The following is a 15736-nucleotide window of genomic DNA, read 5'->3' as shown; positions in this document are numbered from 1 at the left end:
TATCCTGTAGGTGTAAATCATCCGTGAAAACTGATCAATGAAACAGGCCTCAGTTCTTGCTTAGAACTGTATGCTTTTTATTAAGTTGATTGAGTTTTCACTCATTTTGAGAGTTACTATTTTATGCGTTCCAAAGTGGTGAAAAAATCATCGCTAGAGCGAATAAAATAAACGGAAGAAGATATGGAATTTACTTTTAATGGTTTCTATACCCTAATTTCGGCGGTCATCGTCTTGTTATTAGGACGTTTGCTCGTTAATAAAATTGACTTCTTAAAACGCTATAACATTCCTGAGCCTGTGGCTGGTGGTTTGGTTGCAGCGGTACTTTCACTACTTGTACACTCACTTTGGGGTTACAGTATTGTTTTTAGTAGTGAATTACAAACCAGTTTTATGTTGATCTTCTTCGCTTCGATTGGCTTAAGTGCTAACTTCATGAAGCTCAAAGAAGGCGGTATTGGTTTAGTGATCTTCCTGGTCTGTGTCGCCTCTTTTATTGTGGTACAGAACGCTGTCGGCATGAGCCTTGCAACCATGCTAGGTATTGATCCTTTGGTGGGTTTGATTGCAGGTTCAATCACATTGACTGGTGGTCATGGTACTGCAGGTGCATGGGGTGAAATTCTTGAGACTCAGCATGGGATTCAAGGTGCGTTGGCTTTAGGTATGGCGAGTGCAACTTTCGGTCTGATTATCGGTGGTATTATCGGTGGTCCATTGGCGAAGTTGTTGATTAACCGTTATAGCCTTGCTCAAGCACAGACCCCAGCTGAAATCAAAAATCGCGATACGCATTTAGATCAACATCCTGACGAGCTGGCACCATTTGAAAATCCACATCAGGTTCGTTTAATTACGGCTGATAATGCGATTACGACTTTGGGTATGTTTGCTGCGTGTTTGGCATTTGCAGAATTCATGACAGGTTTCAGTAAGGGCACTTGGTTCGAGTTACCAACTTTCGTTTGGGCGCTTGGCGGTGGTGTGATCTTACGTAATGTCTTAGAAAGCGTATTAAAAGTAGATATCTTTGACCGTGCAATTGATGTGTTTGGTAATGCATCATTATCGCTCTATCTTGCAATGGCATTGCTTTCATTGAAATTGTGGCAGTTGGCAGATTTGGCTGGCCCGCTTGTCGTTATTTTAGGTGCGCAAACCATTACGATGGCATTATATGCTGCGTTCATTACCTTCCGCGTCATGGGTAAAAACTACGATGCAGCGGTATTGGCAGCAGGTCACTGTGGTTTTGGTATGGGGGCAACACCAACTGCGGTTGCAAACATGCAAGCGATTACCAATATGTATGGACCATCTCATAAAGCCTTCTTGATTGTTCCGCTTTGTGGTGCGTTCTTCGTTGATTTAATTAACGCAACAGTAATTCAATTAATTTTGAAATTCTTTGCCTAAGTCGGATCAAAAGCCCCAAGCGGGGCTTTTTTGATTCATCCATTGTTATCGTATATGTACGGACGTACATAAAATATTTAAAAGCGAATAAGTGATGAATGAAAAATTAAATGACACCCTGATGGCTTGGGTAAGTTTTTTCAATGATCCTTTATGGGACTTTCTCGTTGTTTTCCTGCTTGCAGTCGGTATTTTTTATACCATTGCAACGAAAGCTGTCCAAATCAGAATGTTCTTCCACAGTATCAAGGTGATGAAGGGCAGTCGTACTAAAGGTGAAGAAAAAGATTCACACGGATTGACACCTTTCCAAGCATTTGTAACGGGCTTAGCCAGTCGTGTTGGGGTAGGTAACATTGCAGGTGTGGCGATCGCGATTGCGATTGGTGGACCAGGTGCGGTGTTCTGGATGTGGTTTACTGCATTGTTGGGGATGAGCTCGGCTTTTATTGAGTCTTCGCTTGCTCAGTTATTTAAGGTACGAGATAGCAATAGTAAGCAATTCCGCGGTGGACCAGCCTACTATATTACGCAAGGCTTACGCAGTAAAACCTTTGGTGTGATCTTCGCACTTGCACTAATCTTTACCTATGGTTTTGTATTCAACTCAGTTCAAATCAATGCGATTGCCAATGCATCTTCACATGCATGGGGTTGGGACAAAGCCAATCTGGTTGCCCACTTAGGTGGTGTTGATCTCGAAATTTCATGGGTAGGCCTTGCACTGGTTGTTATGGTTGCGTTAGCGATTTTCGGTGGTATTAAACGTATCGCCAAATTTGCAGAAATGTTTGTACCACTCAAAGCAGGTCTTTACCTTGCTGTGGCGATGTATATTGCGATCAGCAATTACGAACTTCTACCAGGGATCTTCAAACTGATCTTCACTGAAGCATTCCAGTTTAATGCAGCAGCGGGTGGTTTCTTCGGTGCCATGATTTCGATGGCAATGATGCAAGGGATCAAGCGTGGCTTGTTCTCTAACGAAGCGGGTATGGGTTCTGCACCAAACGCTGCAGCAGCATCGGATGTGAAACATCCAGTGAACCAAGGCTTGGTGCAAATGCTTGGTGTATTCGTTGATACGTTCATTGTGTGTACCAGTACTGCGATCATTATCTTGGTATCGGGTGTTTATCACGATGCGGGCTTTGTCGGGGTAGAGCTGACACAGCGTGCTTTAGAGACTCAAGTCGGACACTGGGGTGCTGACTTCCTTGCGGTGCTGTTATTCTTATTCTGTTATTCCGCTGTACTTGGTAATTATGCCTATGCAGAAAGTAATGTGCAGTTTATCAATAACAATCCGAAAGTGATGTTCATCTTCCGAATCTTTGTATTGGTAATGGTGTATTTCGGTGCGATTGGTAGTGTGCCATTGGTTTGGTCAATGGCGGACTTGTTCATGGGGATCATGGCAACGATTAACTTGATTGCAATCTTGTTGTTAACCCCTATGGCACGTACATTGTTGAAAGACTACACCTCTCAACTTAAACGAGGTATTAAAGAGCCTGAGTTTAAGATTGATAACTATCCAGAATTAAAGAAAAAAGTTGATTCTGATATTTGGTAATGCATCTAAAGCAAAACTAAAATCATAAAAAAGGCTCCTTTCGAGGAGCTTTTTTTTTTATGTCTTTTTGATGACAAATACAAAAAATTGCTACAGTTTTTAGATGTGCTAAACGCTAAAATTCGGATCTGAGATATGGTTAATATGGCAATCGCGGCGTATGAAACAGCTTAAATTATGGATGTTGGGTCTTTCAATGGCAATTTTGGCTGGTTGCCAAAGTACCTCACATTTAAAACCTGTCATTGAAGATGCCCAAGCTCAAGCTGTAAGCCAACCCTTTAATGCTATCAAACAGCAGCAAAAGCGTCCTGTGATTGCATTGGTGTTGGGCAGTGGTGGCGCGCGTGGTTATGCCCATATTGGTGTGATTGAAGTCTTAGAGCAGCAAGGCATTCGTCCAGATTTTATTGTGGGGACCAGTGCAGGCAGTATTGTTGGTTCAATCTATGCCAGTGGTAAAAGTCCTGCCGAATTACGCGATATTGCGTTAAAACTCAAAGCCAATGATGTGCGCGAAGTCAATGTCAGTCTAAAGGGCTTTTTTGACGGTAAAAAAGTGGAAGACTATATCAATGAGCAAGTGCATAACCTGCCATTAGAAAAGATGAAAATCCCAATGTATGTGGTGGCAACTGAATTAAAAGATGGCACCCGAACCGTCTTTAATTATGGTAATACCGGGCAGGCAGTGCGGGCTTCTGCATCCATTCCAAGTATGTTTGTACCGACTAAAATTCATGATGTTGAGTATGTTGATGGTGGTTTAGTCAGCCCTGTACCTGTGCAGGTTGCACGTGAACTGGGTGCAGATGTGGTCATCGCCGTGGATATCTTGGCACAACCGATTCATACTGAAACCAGCAATGTCTGGGGCTTGTTCAATCAGAATATCAATATCATGCAAGGACGTTTGGCAGAAGAGGAACTTAAAGAGGCTGATATTGTAATTCAGCCTGATCTGCGTGAAAAAGCACATATCTTTGATGTCAAAGGTCGTGAGATGACCATGCAGGCAGGTGTAGATGCCGCCAATGAAAAACTCGCCGAAATTCAATGGGCAATTCAAAGCAAAAGCTTCCCAACGCAAAGTGAGCAACAAGATATTGCCTTAAAAATGAGTACCTCAGCGCCACGTTAAGGCTTTATTTTATGAATGTTGTGATGGACTTAAGTGCTTGAGTCCATTTACTAAACTTATATTCGGGCAAAAACAAATTGTAAATCATCTACAAAAAGCTATTAAAAAGGCGAAAAAACAGGTAAATAACTACAAATCATTAAACTTTTTTATCAGACAGTTTTAAGTTTTAGGTCATAGGATGACCTAGTCAAATGAGTCGCTACCTAACAAGGATTGTTAAACAGATGTTTAAATCTTTCTTTCCCAACCCACGCTTGTTTTTTATTTCTGTCATCGTATGGTTATCCCTCAATATGTTGCTGTGGTACACCGGTGGGCATAGTTGGGGCGAATATCTTGGTTTTGCCAAAGGTTATGCCAATGCAGAGTTGCCAATTGGAGTTAGTCGTTTTTGGGCACCTTCTTCGCTTTGGTTCTATTCTTGGTTTATTACCGCAACAGCACTATTTGCTGGTTTTTGGCGGATATTTTCAGCCAATAAATGGCAACCTTGGTCGATTTGGGGATCCGCCTTTATCATCTTTAATATCTGGTTTGCCGTACAAGCGAATGTTGCGATTAATGCATGGTATGTACCATTTTGGGATTTAGTTCAAAGTATGCTCTCTGCAAAAGGAGGGAATATTATGGATCTTTATAATGAATTGACGGTTTTTTTATGGATTGCTATGGTGTATGTGACCTTGGGAACGATCAATGTCTTTTTTACCAGTCATTATGTTTTCCGTTGGCGTACAGCGATGAATGAATATTATGTCGAGAATTGGGAAAAATTGAGACATATCGAAGGTGCTTCACAACGTGTGCAAGAAGATACTATGCGTTTTGCAACGATTGTTGAGGACTTGGGTGTAGAGTTTATTAAAGCGATTATGACGCTTATTGCATTTTTACCATTACTTTTTATCTTATCAAATCATGTACCTGCATTACCTATTTTTGGCGAGGTTAAATATTCATTAGTATGGGCTGCTGTGTTATGGGCCGTCTTTGGTACCATACTTTTAATGGTTGTTGGGATAAAATTGCCAGGTCTACAATTTAATAATCAGAAAGTCGAGGCTGCTTACCGTAAAGAATTGGTTTATGGTGAAGATCATATTGAGTATGCTCAACCTGCAAAGTTAAAAGAGTTATTTAATGGGGTAAGAAAAAACTACTTTCGCCTATACTTTCATTATTCTTATTTTAACTTGACTGCAAACTGGTATGGGCAACTTGATATTTTGTATAAATTGGTTGTCTTATTCCCATCTATTTCGGCAGGTTTGTTAACCCTTGGTTTATTTCAACAGATCTCGAATGTTTTTAGTAATGTTCGAGATTCTTTCCAATATCTGATTAGTTCATGGAAAACCATCATCGAGTTACTATCGATTCATAAACGTCTTAAAGCTTTTGAAAAAATATTAGATTAGTTTGAACAGTTTAGATTAAGAAAGCCTTGGCTCGATGCTAAGGCTTTTTTATTGCCAAAGGTTTTAGGGAGTTTGTGGTTTTTATGTGAAAAGTGAATATATATTGCAACGAAAATGACTTTATTTGATCCAAGTACTTCACTATAGTCGCTTGATAAAATTAATGATCTTTCATTTCTCTCTTGTATCGCTTAAAACCTAAATAAATAGGATAAATCATGAAACCTATATTGCTCAAAAGTGCATTGGCGCTTGCACTGACTGCCTTTACTGCAACTGTATGGGCAGATCAAGCAATTCAATCCTCCCCAACACAAAAAGTTTCAGGCATAGACCAACAGTATATCGACCAAAGCGTGTCTGCCAATGATGATTTTTATAACTATGTAAATGGCACATGGTTAAAAGATACTGAGATTCCAGCAGATAAATCACGTTGGGGCGCATTCAACGAATTACATGAGCTATCCACCAATCAGTTACATGCTATTGTTGGAGCGCTGACTGCCCAAAAATGGGCAACAGGAACGGTTGAACAAAAAGTTTCCAGCCTATATGCCAGCTTTATGGATGAAAAAACAATTGAAGCGCAGGGAATTACACCATTAAAGCAAGAATTGGCAGGTGTGGATGCGATTCAAAATAAACAAGACCTTGCTCAATTAATGGGGCATTTCTCTCGTATCGGAGTTAGAACGCCGTTTGATATCGGTATTGATCAAGATATGAAACGCTCTGATGTGATGATTGCCGGTTTGGCACAGCGTCGACTGGGTTTACCAGATCGAGATTATTATTTAAAAGATGATCAGAAGTTTGTTGAAACGCGTGCCAAATATCTCAAGCATATTGAACGCATGCTACAACTGTCAGGTGATCAGCAAGCGGCTCAGCACGCAAAAGACATTCTCAAGCTCGAAACAGACTTGGCAAAGATCCAATGGAGCAATGTACAAAATCGTGATTTATCTAAGCGCTACAATATTTACTCACTTAAAGATTTAAATAAGTTGAGTCGTAGCTTTGATTGGGATAATTATCTCAATACAGTTGGCGTCAAGGATAAAATCCAGACCATCCAAGTTCATCAATTAAGTTATTTCAAAGCACTTGATCCTGTGATCAATAAAACCCCTTTAAATGTATGGAAAGCTTATTTTAAATGGAATTTGATCAGTAATTTTGCGCCATTCTTAAATAAGGCGTTTGTGGATGAAAGTTTTGAATTTTATGGTAAAACCTTGCGCGATGTTGCAGAACAAGAAGTTCGATGGAAGCGTGGTGTACAAACCGTGAATGCTGTGTTGGGCGATGGTCTGGGCAAAATCTATGTGGAAAAACATTTCTCTGCAGAGAAAAAACAACGCATGGATAGATTGGTTCAAAACTTGATACAGGCTTATGATCAAAGCATTAGCCAGTTGGATTGGATGAGCCCTGAAACTAAAGTCCAGGCTAAAAAGAAATTAGCCAGCTTATCGATTAAAGTCGGTTATCCAAAGAAATGGCGTGATTATTCAGCACTGGACATTAAAGATGGTGATTTGATTGGTAACGTGATTCGGGCCAGAGAATTTGAACATCAAGATGATTTAGATAAGCTCGGTAAACCTGTGGATCGTGATGAGTGGTTTATGACCCCTCAAACCGTAAATGCTTATTACAATCCATCCTCAAATGAAATTGTATTCCCAGCTGCGATTTTGCAACCGCCATTCTTTAATATCGATGCGGATGATGCAGTGAACTATGGCGGGATTGGCAGTGTGATCGGGCATGAGATCAGTCATGGTTTCGATGATCAGGGCAGTCAGTTTGATGAATTGGGCAATATGCGTAATTGGTGGACCAAGCAAGATCATCAGAAGTTTAAAGCCAAAACACAGGCTTTGGTTGCGCAATATAATGCCTATGAGCCGATTGCAGGCTATCACGTCAATGGTGAACTGACCTTGGGTGAAAATATTGCCGATAATTCGGGTCTATCGATTGCTTATAAAGCGTATCAAATTTCGTTAGCAGGCAAACCTGCGCCTGTGATCGAGGGGCGTACGGGTGAGCAGCGTTTCTATATGGGCTGGACGCAAGTTTGGCGTGCCAAAACCCGTCAAGCACAAGCGATTGTGTATTTAAAAACCGACCCACACGCACCAGATAAAGTTCGCGCCAATGGTGCTTTAGTCAATCAAGCGCCGTTCTATGATGCTTTCAAGATCAAAGCGGGAGATAAAATGTATTTAGCGCCTGAAAAACGGGTCAGTATCTGGTAATTCAAGATTCAATAAAAAACCTGCATCAAGCAGGTTTTTTATTGCCCTTTTAAAGGAAGGCAATTCCAAGCCCTGCGCCTGCGGCCATGACCCAAAGCGGATGAATTTTTTTAAACATGCCGAGGATTGCAGTGACAATCACGATCATGACCAGAAGTAGGTTTTGTGCAGATGCATCCGCAATCAACCATGCACTGACCAGAACCAAACCCACGGTAATCGGTTTTAAGGCTTTTTCAAAACGTGCGCGTAATGGATTGTCTTTAAAACGTTCCCAGAATTTAAGTGCATAAATGGTGATGATTGAAGATGGACCAAACTTCGCGAGAGAAGTGACCAATAGTCCTGCTGGACCTGCGACATGCCAACCGACCAAAGGTACGATCATCATATTGGGACCCGGGGCAGCCTGAGCCATGGCAAACAGCGAACTAAACTGTTCTGCACTCATCCATTGATGTACGGTTACCACTTGGTGCTGCATTTCAGGGAGAATGGCATTACCACCGCCAAAAGCCAGTAGCGAAAGCTGAGTAAAAACGACAGCAAGAGTAACTAAGATCATGATTTTTTTACTCCTAGAACCAGCATATTAATCGCCAGTAGAATCGCTAAAGTCAGTGCTAAGGGCAGCTTGATCCAGATCATAAACACAAAGGTCAGGCCAATGGTGAAAATGGTCAGATAGCTTTTTAAAATTGGCTTGAGCATCTTAAATCCTGTCGCAAATAGTAAGCCTGCGGCAGCAGCGGCCAAACCTTGAATCATGTGTTTGACTGCGGGGAGGTACTGAAAATGCTCATAGACTTGATAGATGATCAGCACAATTGCAGTCGGGGCAGAGATTAAACCGAGGACTGAGCTGATCGCACCTTTCACGCCTTGGAATTCCATGCCAATAGCAACGGCCATATTGATGATGTTACCGCCTGGCAATAACTGGCACACGCCAAGTAAGTCGGTAAATTTGCCAGCATCAATCCATTTATGTTCTTCAACGATAATGCGATGTGCCAGTGGCAGCACGCCACCAAAACCCATCAATCCCAATTTCATAAATCCCGTAAAAAGTGCCTTACAATCAGGAGCAGTGGTGAGAGGCTCATTCTGTATTGATAGGGCTTGGGCTTTCATTGGATTACCTTTCTGTTCAACCTTGTGAGCTATAGCATGAAAGATTTGTGGTATATTCACAAATGCTATTTTTGCCGTTATCTATACTTTTAGGGTATGTATGATTGATATTCATAAACTCAATGCATTTGTTGCTGTGGTGGAAGAAAGCAATATCTCCAAAGCAGCGGTTAGGCTGCATATGCAACAGCCGCCATTGACTCGATTGATTAAAAGTCTGGAAGAAGAATTGGATACAGCGTTGTTAAAACGCTTGCCCCGAGGTGTAGAGGTGACGGAAGCAGGTAAGGCTTTATATCAGGAAGCGATTACCATTTTGGCGCACGCTCAGTCGATTCCGAAACGGGTCAAAAACATTGCGCAAGGCTTGGAAGGTCAAATCAATATTGGCTTTACCAACTCCGCTGGGCTGCATCCTTTTTTACCTGCACTCTTGCGTCAATTCAGGGAAAAGTTTCCTGCTGTTGCCATTCATTTGGAAGAAGATAGCAGTACCGCCTTAACCGATGCAGTGATCAATGAAAAACTGGATATCGTTTTTCTGCGCAAACCTGCACCGATTCATGCCGAAGTACAAAGCATACATGTACTGGATGAGCCTTTGATTGTGGCTTTGCCGAGTAATCATCCTTTGGCTGAGCAAGCGGGATCAATCCGCCTACTCGATTTAGAGCCGTATGAGTTTGTGTTGTATCGCCGTATTGCGGGGCAAGACTTGTTTGATAATATTTTGGCAAATTGCTATCAGGCCGGGTTTAGTCCCAACATTGTACAGGAAGCCCCTCGTTTAACTTCGAGCCTGAATCTGATTGCAGCGGGGATTGGATTATCAATCGTTCCTGCCTCAATTCAGGACTTCTGGAATAAGCAAATTGTGTACAAACCACTAGAAGCGAAAAAGCCTTGCATCGCCCCGATCTATGCAATTTGCCGTGCCAAAGGCAATAGTGTTCGGGTTGAGCATTTCTTGAGTCTACTCAAAGCCAGTCAAGCGGTTTGATACGGCTCAATGGTTAAAATGATAGAAGTTTAAAATTGGTCCAACCAAATGCTGCTGTGATTTATCCAGAGTTACGATGATTTCTCTAAAATTGAAGGTGTCCTCGTCATGGTATTTCGCGACGCCATGAGTTTTATTATTCAGGTTTGGGATTTGATAGCTAAAGAAAGCCACTTGTTTGGATGGATGGACCACGGTCACCAATTTTTGTGGGTCTTTATAGCCGCCAAACTCATTTTCAATACTCTCTTTTAATAGGTTGGGAAAATAAAGCGTGGCATTGGGCATACCGCAACCGACACAGAAGGATGAATCGTATAATTCTATGGCCTGTTTTTGATTTGTGCTCATCAGTAGGGCTGAACCCGTACCATTTGCGCCCGCATGTGCCTCCATATCGTACCAATCTTTGGGTACAAGTACTGCACCAATTTCAGGGAGCGCAACTAATTTGAGTTGCTTGGCCTGATGTGTATCTAGCTTAAAATCGAAATGGCAGCTTTTGGCTGTACAGTTTTTAAAGCCTTTCAATAAGCCTTCATCGGCAGGATTCAACGCAGTAACGCCATAATAGGGAACACGGACATCGTTGGCAAAGGACACTTCACCCAAGGCATAAATTTGATTTTCGGCTTTTCGCTCTAGCGTTGTATTTGAAAATTTGGGAAAGATCGGCTTAAAGGTGCTGACCTCTGCATGAATTGAAGTGGCTGATAATGCGAATAAAATAGTAAGAATAGAGATTAATGTTTTCATTTTCAGATGATGTTTTGGGTTGAGTTAAAATTAACATATTGTTTGAGATATGGGGGAAAGCAGATTTGAATCATAATAAAAAAAATTGACTGGATTCTACTTAGATTCTCATTGCTCTAATTAATAGGGTAAGAGTTTATAAAGGCTTTTCTAGTTAGAATTCATACCTTATTAAAACTATGAATTAATAATAATTAAATAATTTAGTTTTTTTAAAAAATTAAAGGAACAAAAGTAAAACAACTAATCTAGTGCTAATATTTTCTTAATTAGAGCTAGTCAGATATGCAAGCATTTATAACAAGAGGTTGCTTCACTGATCATGGTGGAAAAATTCTGGAAGGTGAGGAAATATGGTTAGTCGATGGAAAGGCTATTCACCTAGAAGGAATGACTCATTATTGTCCTCGATGCAAAGTTTTATCAAAAGCGATTGCTACGGAAAGAGGGTTCATACAAGTGAATGGACGAAACCCAATTGTTGCTGGTGATGTCTCTACTTGTGGTTCAAGGTATATAAAAATTTCAGATTTAGCTGTCCGTAACAGTAGCACTGGAAAAGATACATTCGTAAACGTCGTACCTCTACTGACAGATTATGTAAATGGTCAATTCTTCTCTGATCAATTTATGCTTGTTGACCAGAAAACAGGAAATATACTCTCGGGGATTCCATATCGAATACATAGAGAAAATGGGGAGATAGAAGAGGGTGTTACTGATAAAAATGGATATACAAATAATATATCGAATAGCGAAAGAGCTGAAAATATAACAATAGAAATTAATGATTTTGATTTGGAAAGATTTTTTAATGAAAATTTTAAATAAGACATTGACCGTAGGAGGTAACAATAAAAAAGATCCAGTAAAAATTGAGGTGAAAACTTCCTACAGAATTACGATTATGGTAAATAATAATGATGTTATGGTCGGTACACATGCTGGAATGTTGCTTATCAGTCCGAAAGGGTTTGAAATATTTGATCCCAATGGGAGCTTTTATTATCCAGAAATCGCTGAAGGGCGTTTACGACTGTTTCCTATTTATGAACCGCAGAAGAGAGCGGATGTCTATAGAAGTTACTTAGAATATCAACTAGCCGATGGTGGTGAAGTGTATATTTATACATTTTATCTTTCTAAAGATGAGTTCCTAAAGATTGAAGACAGAATTTTAAATGAAGAGGGTTGCAGTGGCATTTTGAGCTGTTCTAGATGTACCTCCAATGCAATCACAGGGATCGGTGTATTTAAGAATTTGCCACCTGATATTTTCTTACCATCTAAGTTGAAAAAGGAACTTGATAAAATCACTAACCCCATAAAAATATTGAGAAATAAACCATGATGAAGCCAAGCTATCTAGGGTGGGGATTACTCAATTTACAACTGACCATCGGTTTTGCTTATTCTTATGATTATTTTCATAGACATATTATTGTAGACCATGTTTTAGCTTTTACTTTGTTAGTTATTTTCATTGCAAATCTATTTTTCTTTTTTACTAAATTTATTAAAAATTATTCTCTTAGAGCATTTATTTCTATCATTTTCTCTAGCGTTCTAGTCTCTATATTATTTATTCAACTTAATAGAGAGGATGCTAATTTCATTGTGAGTGATGTTCTTCTTTTGTTTGGGTATATGATGCTTAGAATGTTGCTTTATATTACAACTCCTATTGCATTGGTGGTTGAATTTTTTTTAAAGAAAAATAATTAAAATTTTATTTGAAAAACAGTTGTTTGTGTTTATTTGTTTTTTGGTAAAGTTGCTTAATCTGTAGCGTTAAAACGTATATAGTATGAGTAATCATGTCAGTATTCATAATGATTAAAATAATAGTATTGAAATTAGACGGCCTAGAGCATAAGTCTTATGAAAAAGATTCTTTCAGCCTGTTCCCTTATTATTCTGAGTTCCAATGCTTTCGCCCAAGATATCAAAGGCATTTCATTCTCGCATGAAGATTGGGAAATTTACTGTAGTAATACAGGGACTTGCCGAGCAGCAGGTTATTACAATGAATATAGTGATGATGAACCTGCATCGCTGTTATTGACCCGTCAGGCAGGCGCACGACAGCCTGTACAGGTTGAATTTGCATTGGCTCGTTTTGAACAACCTTCTATGCCCGCAGCAAAGCTTAAAAATCTCCATTTCTATGTGAATGGCAAAGACTTTGGGCAAGTGTCCGTCGATGGAACAGAATTCCCACTGATGGGGCAACTCTCAACAAATCAAGTCAATGCCTTATTACAGCAATCCAAGAAAAAGACCGAAATCGTGTTTAAAAATGCCAATTTACATTGGCAAATCTCAGATAAGGGGATGACTGCGGTATTACTGAAAATGGATGATTTTCAAAAACGAATTGGCACAGTGGGCGCTTTAATTAAAAAGGGCAAGGCAGATGAGTCCAAGGTATTGGCCGCTCAACCCCAATTTACCGTCAAGCAGATCAAAACATCCAGTAAGCCTTATCTGACCTTGCGGCCAACAGACAAACGCTATGCTGCACTCTATCAAAACTTGATGGCTGCCCAGCCAATTCCGAAACAAGAAGGCTTTTGTGAAGGGGCTTATGATGGTAAGCAAACAGCACATCAAGCAATTGATCTCTATAAATTGACCAATAAAAAAGTTTTGGCAGCTACCCTATGTTGGCGAGGTGCATATAACGAAGGTTATGGTGCATGGGTATTGGATGAGTCACTGGCTAATAAAGCCACTTTTGTGACGGAACATTCCTCTGAGTTTTATAATGGGATTCTCAGCAGTTCGCAGAAAGGGCGCGGTATTGGTGATTGCTGGTCGAGTGATGAATGGGTCTGGGATGGGCAGAAGTTTGTACATACCCTAGATCGCTGGACAGGGATGTGTCGAGGCCTTGCCGCAGGTGGAGTGTGGGATCTTGATCAGATTGAAGCAATCGTCAAATAATATTGTGAATATAAAAATAGCCTAAGGAAACACAATGCTTAAACATAAGATGGGTTTAGGTGGAATGATTTTAATGGGTGCATCCGCCTATTTTAGTGCATCTGTTTTTGCTGCGCCTTTACAGATTCTAGACTTTAAAAAGGGGCAACTGAGTGCAACGGAACAGACGCAACTTTGTGAACAAGTCAAAGAGCTATGCCAGCAGCGAACACAATGGCAGAGTTTGAAAACGCCAGATCAAACTTTATGGTTATTATCTGAGGGAAATATTGCCCAGTTTGCGACATCGAGCACAGGTTTTAAATTGTTAAAGCAGTGGCGTATTCAGTTGGCGGCTACGGAAGAAATGGCACGATCTAGCCAATATATTTTCCCTAAACTGTTTCCTATGAATCAAAGCCGTTATGCCGTTGCAGTGATTGATACCTTTTCAGAAATGTATTCGGGTGGTGGGGCTGGAATTGAACGGGCCAGCTTTTATGAGTTAAAGGATTCAGGTAAAACGCATCGCTTTATTGAAAACTATCCTTTTAATTTTAGCCGTATGATTCGGGCCTGTTTCTCAGAACAGGATTATGAAAGTTCTAAAGGCAAGTGTCATGATGAAGATAGTCTGAGTCTAGATATTCGTCCGATCAAGCCGATGCTTTGGCAATTCCGTTACCGCTACAGTCTGGATGTGTCACCTGCGTCAGATTCGGGTGAGAAATCATTTAAGGGCAGTCGTAACTTGAATATTGATTTAAATAAAGCACCTGAGCAGCCGAATATTCCAGAAGAATGGGATTATGAAGGTGCAGGCTGAGAATTAATAACCATGGGTGCTTTTACATTTTGTCAAAGCTTTAAGGGTGAGGACTTACGCAATTTACAGCCTCATAACAGATGCTCTCGACAGAGCATGGTACAAAGGGAAAGATTGCAATTTGGAACTGTGCTTATGTCTCGTGTTTATACTTCTGCCCGCCGTAAATTTTCTCATTTGAGTCGTTCTGTGTTGATGGCTGCGGCTGTGTTGGGTACAACCCAATTGGCAATGGCAGGGCCAACGGTGGATCAACTGAGTGATTGCTTGGTGAAAGCCACAACGGCAGCGGATAAGACCACGGTTTTGCAATGGACTTTTACGGCTTTAGCTGCACATCCAGATTTAAAGTCTTTTAGTAATGTTACACCTGAGCAGAAAACTCAGTTGGATCAGAAGTTGGCGCAGGTGCTACAGCGTGTGATTGTGGAGCAGTGTTCGACACAAACCAAAGCAGTGATTCAGGCTGAAGGTATTAAGGCTGTTGGAGAGGCTTTTCAGCAGTTAGGTCAGAGTGCAGGGCAGGATATTGTTAAAGATCCAGCGGTTAGACAGCAGTTGCAAGGCACCTTGCGTTATATTGATTTAAATAAATTGGTCACGACTTTTTTAACACCTGATATTTGGAATAAGTTGGGTGTATTAAGAGGGCAGTGATGAGTTTCATATTACTGAATTGGATTTTAAAAACCCGCTTTGAAGCGGGTTTCTTATTGGTTGAATTTAACTCTTTATTTTTTTATTAATCTAAGTGGCATTTTCTCGTTACAACTCACAAGCCTTGCCTTCATATTCATAGCGGTTAACTTTATAAGCTTGACCATCCCAACGATAGACTGCAAAGCAGAAACCAGGGCCACCATTTTCAATGTCAGGCCATCCATTTTTTCCTGTCATTTTCAGAAATTCTGGTATACCAGAATTACTAAATAATTGCTTCCATTTTCCATTTTTTTGCTGTGAAACAATATAATAGCCAATCCCTGTATTGCCATAACACATGGTGCCGTAATCTGAAACGATTGCATCTTTCAGCCCATCACCGTTTAAATCGGCATAAGCTGTAATTTCACCGACTGAACAATCACTTTTCCAGCCTTTTTTACTTTTTGTAAAACCTGCCGCTTTGAAAATAGCATCAGTATCCGCTTTAGGGACTTGAGGTGTTTGTGCAAAATTAGAATTGCTGATCAAAAGCAAACAGGTACTCAGAAGTAATCTATTTTTCATAAGTTGAATGATCATGTCCGTTTTAGTTTAAAATTTAT

At 40.4% G+C, this 15736-nt stretch carries 16 protein-coding genes; 12 read left to right on the top strand and 4 right to left on the bottom strand.

Annotated elements, in window-relative coordinates:
• Window positions 1-183 precede the first annotated feature (183 nt).
• The 5 genes from gltS (at window position 184) to F902_RS19135 (ending at window position 7827) form a co-directional block, all read left to right on the top strand.
• A complete protein-coding gene (gltS, locus tag F902_RS19155; protein WP_004652335.1) occupies window positions 184-1419 on the top strand; it encodes a sodium/glutamate symporter in 1236 nt (411 codons plus the stop codon).
• A gap of 94 nt (window positions 1420-1513) precedes the next feature.
• Window positions 1514-2995, top strand: a complete 1482-nt coding sequence (locus tag F902_RS19150) for an alanine/glycine:cation symporter family protein (protein WP_005206050.1) — start codon at window positions 1514-1516, stop codon at window positions 2993-2995.
• A gap of 160 nt (window positions 2996-3155) precedes the next feature.
• On the top strand, window positions 3156-4136 hold the full coding sequence (locus tag F902_RS19145; protein ID WP_005206048.1) for a patatin-like phospholipase family protein: 981 nt from the start codon (window positions 3156-3158) through the stop codon (window positions 4134-4136).
• A gap of 227 nt (window positions 4137-4363) precedes the next feature.
• Window positions 4364-5557 (top strand): peptide antibiotic transporter SbmA, encoded by a 1194-nt coding sequence (gene sbmA, locus F902_RS19140; RefSeq protein ID WP_005206046.1) that lies wholly within the window; start codon window positions 4364-4366, stop codon window positions 5555-5557.
• 218 nt (window positions 5558-5775) lie between these two features.
• Window positions 5776-7827 (top strand): M13 family metallopeptidase, encoded by a 2052-nt coding sequence (locus F902_RS19135; RefSeq protein WP_005206044.1) that lies wholly within the window; start codon window positions 5776-5778, stop codon window positions 7825-7827.
• Window positions 7828-7876: 49 nt separating this feature from the next.
• On the opposite strand, the gene F902_RS19130 is transcribed toward F902_RS19135, so the two are convergent.
• Complete coding sequence (locus F902_RS19130) at window positions 7877-8392, bottom strand: chromate transporter (RefSeq protein ID WP_005206042.1); 516 nt, start codon at window positions 8390-8392, stop codon at window positions 7877-7879.
• A complete protein-coding gene (locus tag F902_RS19125; RefSeq protein WP_005206040.1) occupies window positions 8389-8961 on the bottom strand; it encodes a chromate transporter in 573 nt (190 codons plus the stop codon). The genes F902_RS19130 and F902_RS19125 overlap by 4 nt, the downstream gene beginning before the upstream one ends.
• A 100-nt stretch (window positions 8962-9061) precedes the next feature.
• On the opposite strand from F902_RS19125, the gene F902_RS19120 reads away from it, so the two are divergent.
• Window positions 9062-9961: a LysR family transcriptional regulator gene (locus F902_RS19120; protein WP_004802973.1), complete on the top strand. Its 900-nt coding sequence runs from the start codon at window positions 9062-9064 to the stop codon at window positions 9959-9961.
• Window positions 9962-9967: 6 nt separating this feature from the next.
• Here the strand turns inward: F902_RS19120 and F902_RS19115 are convergent, their stop codons facing one another.
• Window positions 9968-10717, bottom strand: coding sequence for a DUF4850 domain-containing protein (locus tag F902_RS19115; RefSeq protein WP_005206039.1), 750 nt, complete (start codon window positions 10715-10717; stop codon window positions 9968-9970).
• A gap of 285 nt (window positions 10718-11002) precedes the next feature.
• On the opposite strand from F902_RS19115, the gene F902_RS19110 reads away from it, so the two are divergent.
• The 6 genes from F902_RS19110 to F902_RS19085 all read left to right on the top strand — a co-directional run bounded on the left by F902_RS19110 (window position 11003) and on the right by F902_RS19085 (window position 15125).
• Window positions 11003-11548, top strand: a complete 546-nt coding sequence (locus F902_RS19110) for a PAAR domain-containing protein (RefSeq protein ID WP_005206037.1) — start codon at window positions 11003-11005, stop codon at window positions 11546-11548.
• A complete protein-coding gene (locus tag F902_RS19105; RefSeq protein WP_005206035.1) occupies window positions 11532-12068 on the top strand; it encodes a cupredoxin domain-containing protein in 537 nt (178 codons plus the stop codon). Before F902_RS19110 ends, F902_RS19105 begins: the two co-directional genes overlap by 17 nt.
• Complete coding sequence (locus F902_RS19100; protein WP_005206032.1) at window positions 12065-12442, top strand: hypothetical protein; 378 nt, start codon at window positions 12065-12067, stop codon at window positions 12440-12442. The genes F902_RS19105 and F902_RS19100 overlap by 4 nt, the downstream gene beginning before the upstream one ends.
• A 156-nt stretch (window positions 12443-12598) precedes the next feature.
• On the top strand, window positions 12599-13663 hold the full coding sequence (locus tag F902_RS19095; protein ID WP_005206030.1) for a DUF1176 domain-containing protein: 1065 nt from the start codon (window positions 12599-12601) through the stop codon (window positions 13661-13663).
• A gap of 34 nt (window positions 13664-13697) precedes the next feature.
• Window positions 13698-14468, top strand: a complete 771-nt coding sequence (locus tag F902_RS19090; protein WP_005206029.1) for a hypothetical protein — start codon at window positions 13698-13700, stop codon at window positions 14466-14468.
• 135 nt (window positions 14469-14603) lie between these two features.
• The gene (locus tag F902_RS19085; RefSeq protein WP_005206027.1) at window positions 14604-15125 is read left to right on the top strand and encodes a hypothetical protein; all 522 of its coding nucleotides are present in this window, start codon (window positions 14604-14606) and stop codon (window positions 15123-15125) included.
• 108 nt (window positions 15126-15233) lie between these two features.
• Here the strand turns inward: F902_RS19085 and F902_RS19080 are convergent, their stop codons facing one another.
• Complete coding sequence (locus tag F902_RS19080; RefSeq protein ID WP_005206022.1) at window positions 15234-15713, bottom strand: hypothetical protein; 480 nt, start codon at window positions 15711-15713, stop codon at window positions 15234-15236.
• Between the last annotated feature and the right edge of the window lie 23 nt (window positions 15714-15736).

Origin of the sequence: Acinetobacter higginsii, from assembly GCF_000369525.1 — a bacterium.
Taxonomy (GTDB): domain Bacteria; phylum Pseudomonadota; class Gammaproteobacteria; order Pseudomonadales; family Moraxellaceae; genus Acinetobacter; species Acinetobacter higginsii.
The sequence above is the reverse complement of the archived record's forward strand: the minus strand, read 5'-3'. Positions and strand labels throughout refer to the sequence as shown.

Bases quoted from the DNA above. Each gene is read 5' to 3' on its own strand.
- gltS (WP_004652335.1), top strand. From the start codon at position 184: ATGGAATTTACTTTTAATGGTTTCTATACCCTAATTTCGGCGGTCATC.
- F902_RS19150 (WP_005206050.1), top strand. From the start codon at position 1,514: ATGAATGAAAAATTAAATGACACCCTGATGGCTTGGGTAAGTTTTTTC.
- F902_RS19145 (WP_005206048.1), top strand. From the start codon at position 3,156: ATGAAACAGCTTAAATTATGGATGTTGGGTCTTTCAATGGCAATTTTG.
- sbmA (WP_005206046.1), top strand. From the start codon at position 4,364: ATGTTTAAATCTTTCTTTCCCAACCCACGCTTGTTTTTTATTTCTGTC.
- F902_RS19135 (WP_005206044.1), top strand. From the start codon at position 5,776: ATGAAACCTATATTGCTCAAAAGTGCATTGGCGCTTGCACTGACTGCC.
- F902_RS19130 (WP_005206042.1), bottom strand. From the start codon at position 8,392: ATGATCTTAGTTACTCTTGCTGTCGTTTTTACTCAGCTTTCGCTACTG.
- F902_RS19125 (WP_005206040.1), bottom strand. From the start codon at position 8,961: ATGAAAGCCCAAGCCCTATCAATACAGAATGAGCCTCTCACCACTGCT.
- F902_RS19120 (WP_004802973.1), top strand. From the start codon at position 9,062: ATGATTGATATTCATAAACTCAATGCATTTGTTGCTGTGGTGGAAGAA.
- F902_RS19115 (WP_005206039.1), bottom strand. From the start codon at position 10,717: ATGAAAACATTAATCTCTATTCTTACTATTTTATTCGCATTATCAGCC.
- F902_RS19110 (WP_005206037.1), top strand. From the start codon at position 11,003: ATGCAAGCATTTATAACAAGAGGTTGCTTCACTGATCATGGTGGAAAA.
- F902_RS19105 (WP_005206035.1), top strand. From the start codon at position 11,532: ATGAAAATTTTAAATAAGACATTGACCGTAGGAGGTAACAATAAAAAA.
- F902_RS19100 (WP_005206032.1), top strand. From the start codon at position 12,065: ATGATGAAGCCAAGCTATCTAGGGTGGGGATTACTCAATTTACAACTG.
- F902_RS19095 (WP_005206030.1), top strand. From the start codon at position 12,599: ATGAAAAAGATTCTTTCAGCCTGTTCCCTTATTATTCTGAGTTCCAAT.
- F902_RS19090 (WP_005206029.1), top strand. From the start codon at position 13,698: ATGCTTAAACATAAGATGGGTTTAGGTGGAATGATTTTAATGGGTGCA.
- F902_RS19085 (WP_005206027.1), top strand. From the start codon at position 14,604: ATGTCTCGTGTTTATACTTCTGCCCGCCGTAAATTTTCTCATTTGAGT.
- F902_RS19080 (WP_005206022.1), bottom strand. From the start codon at position 15,713: ATGATCATTCAACTTATGAAAAATAGATTACTTCTGAGTACCTGTTTG.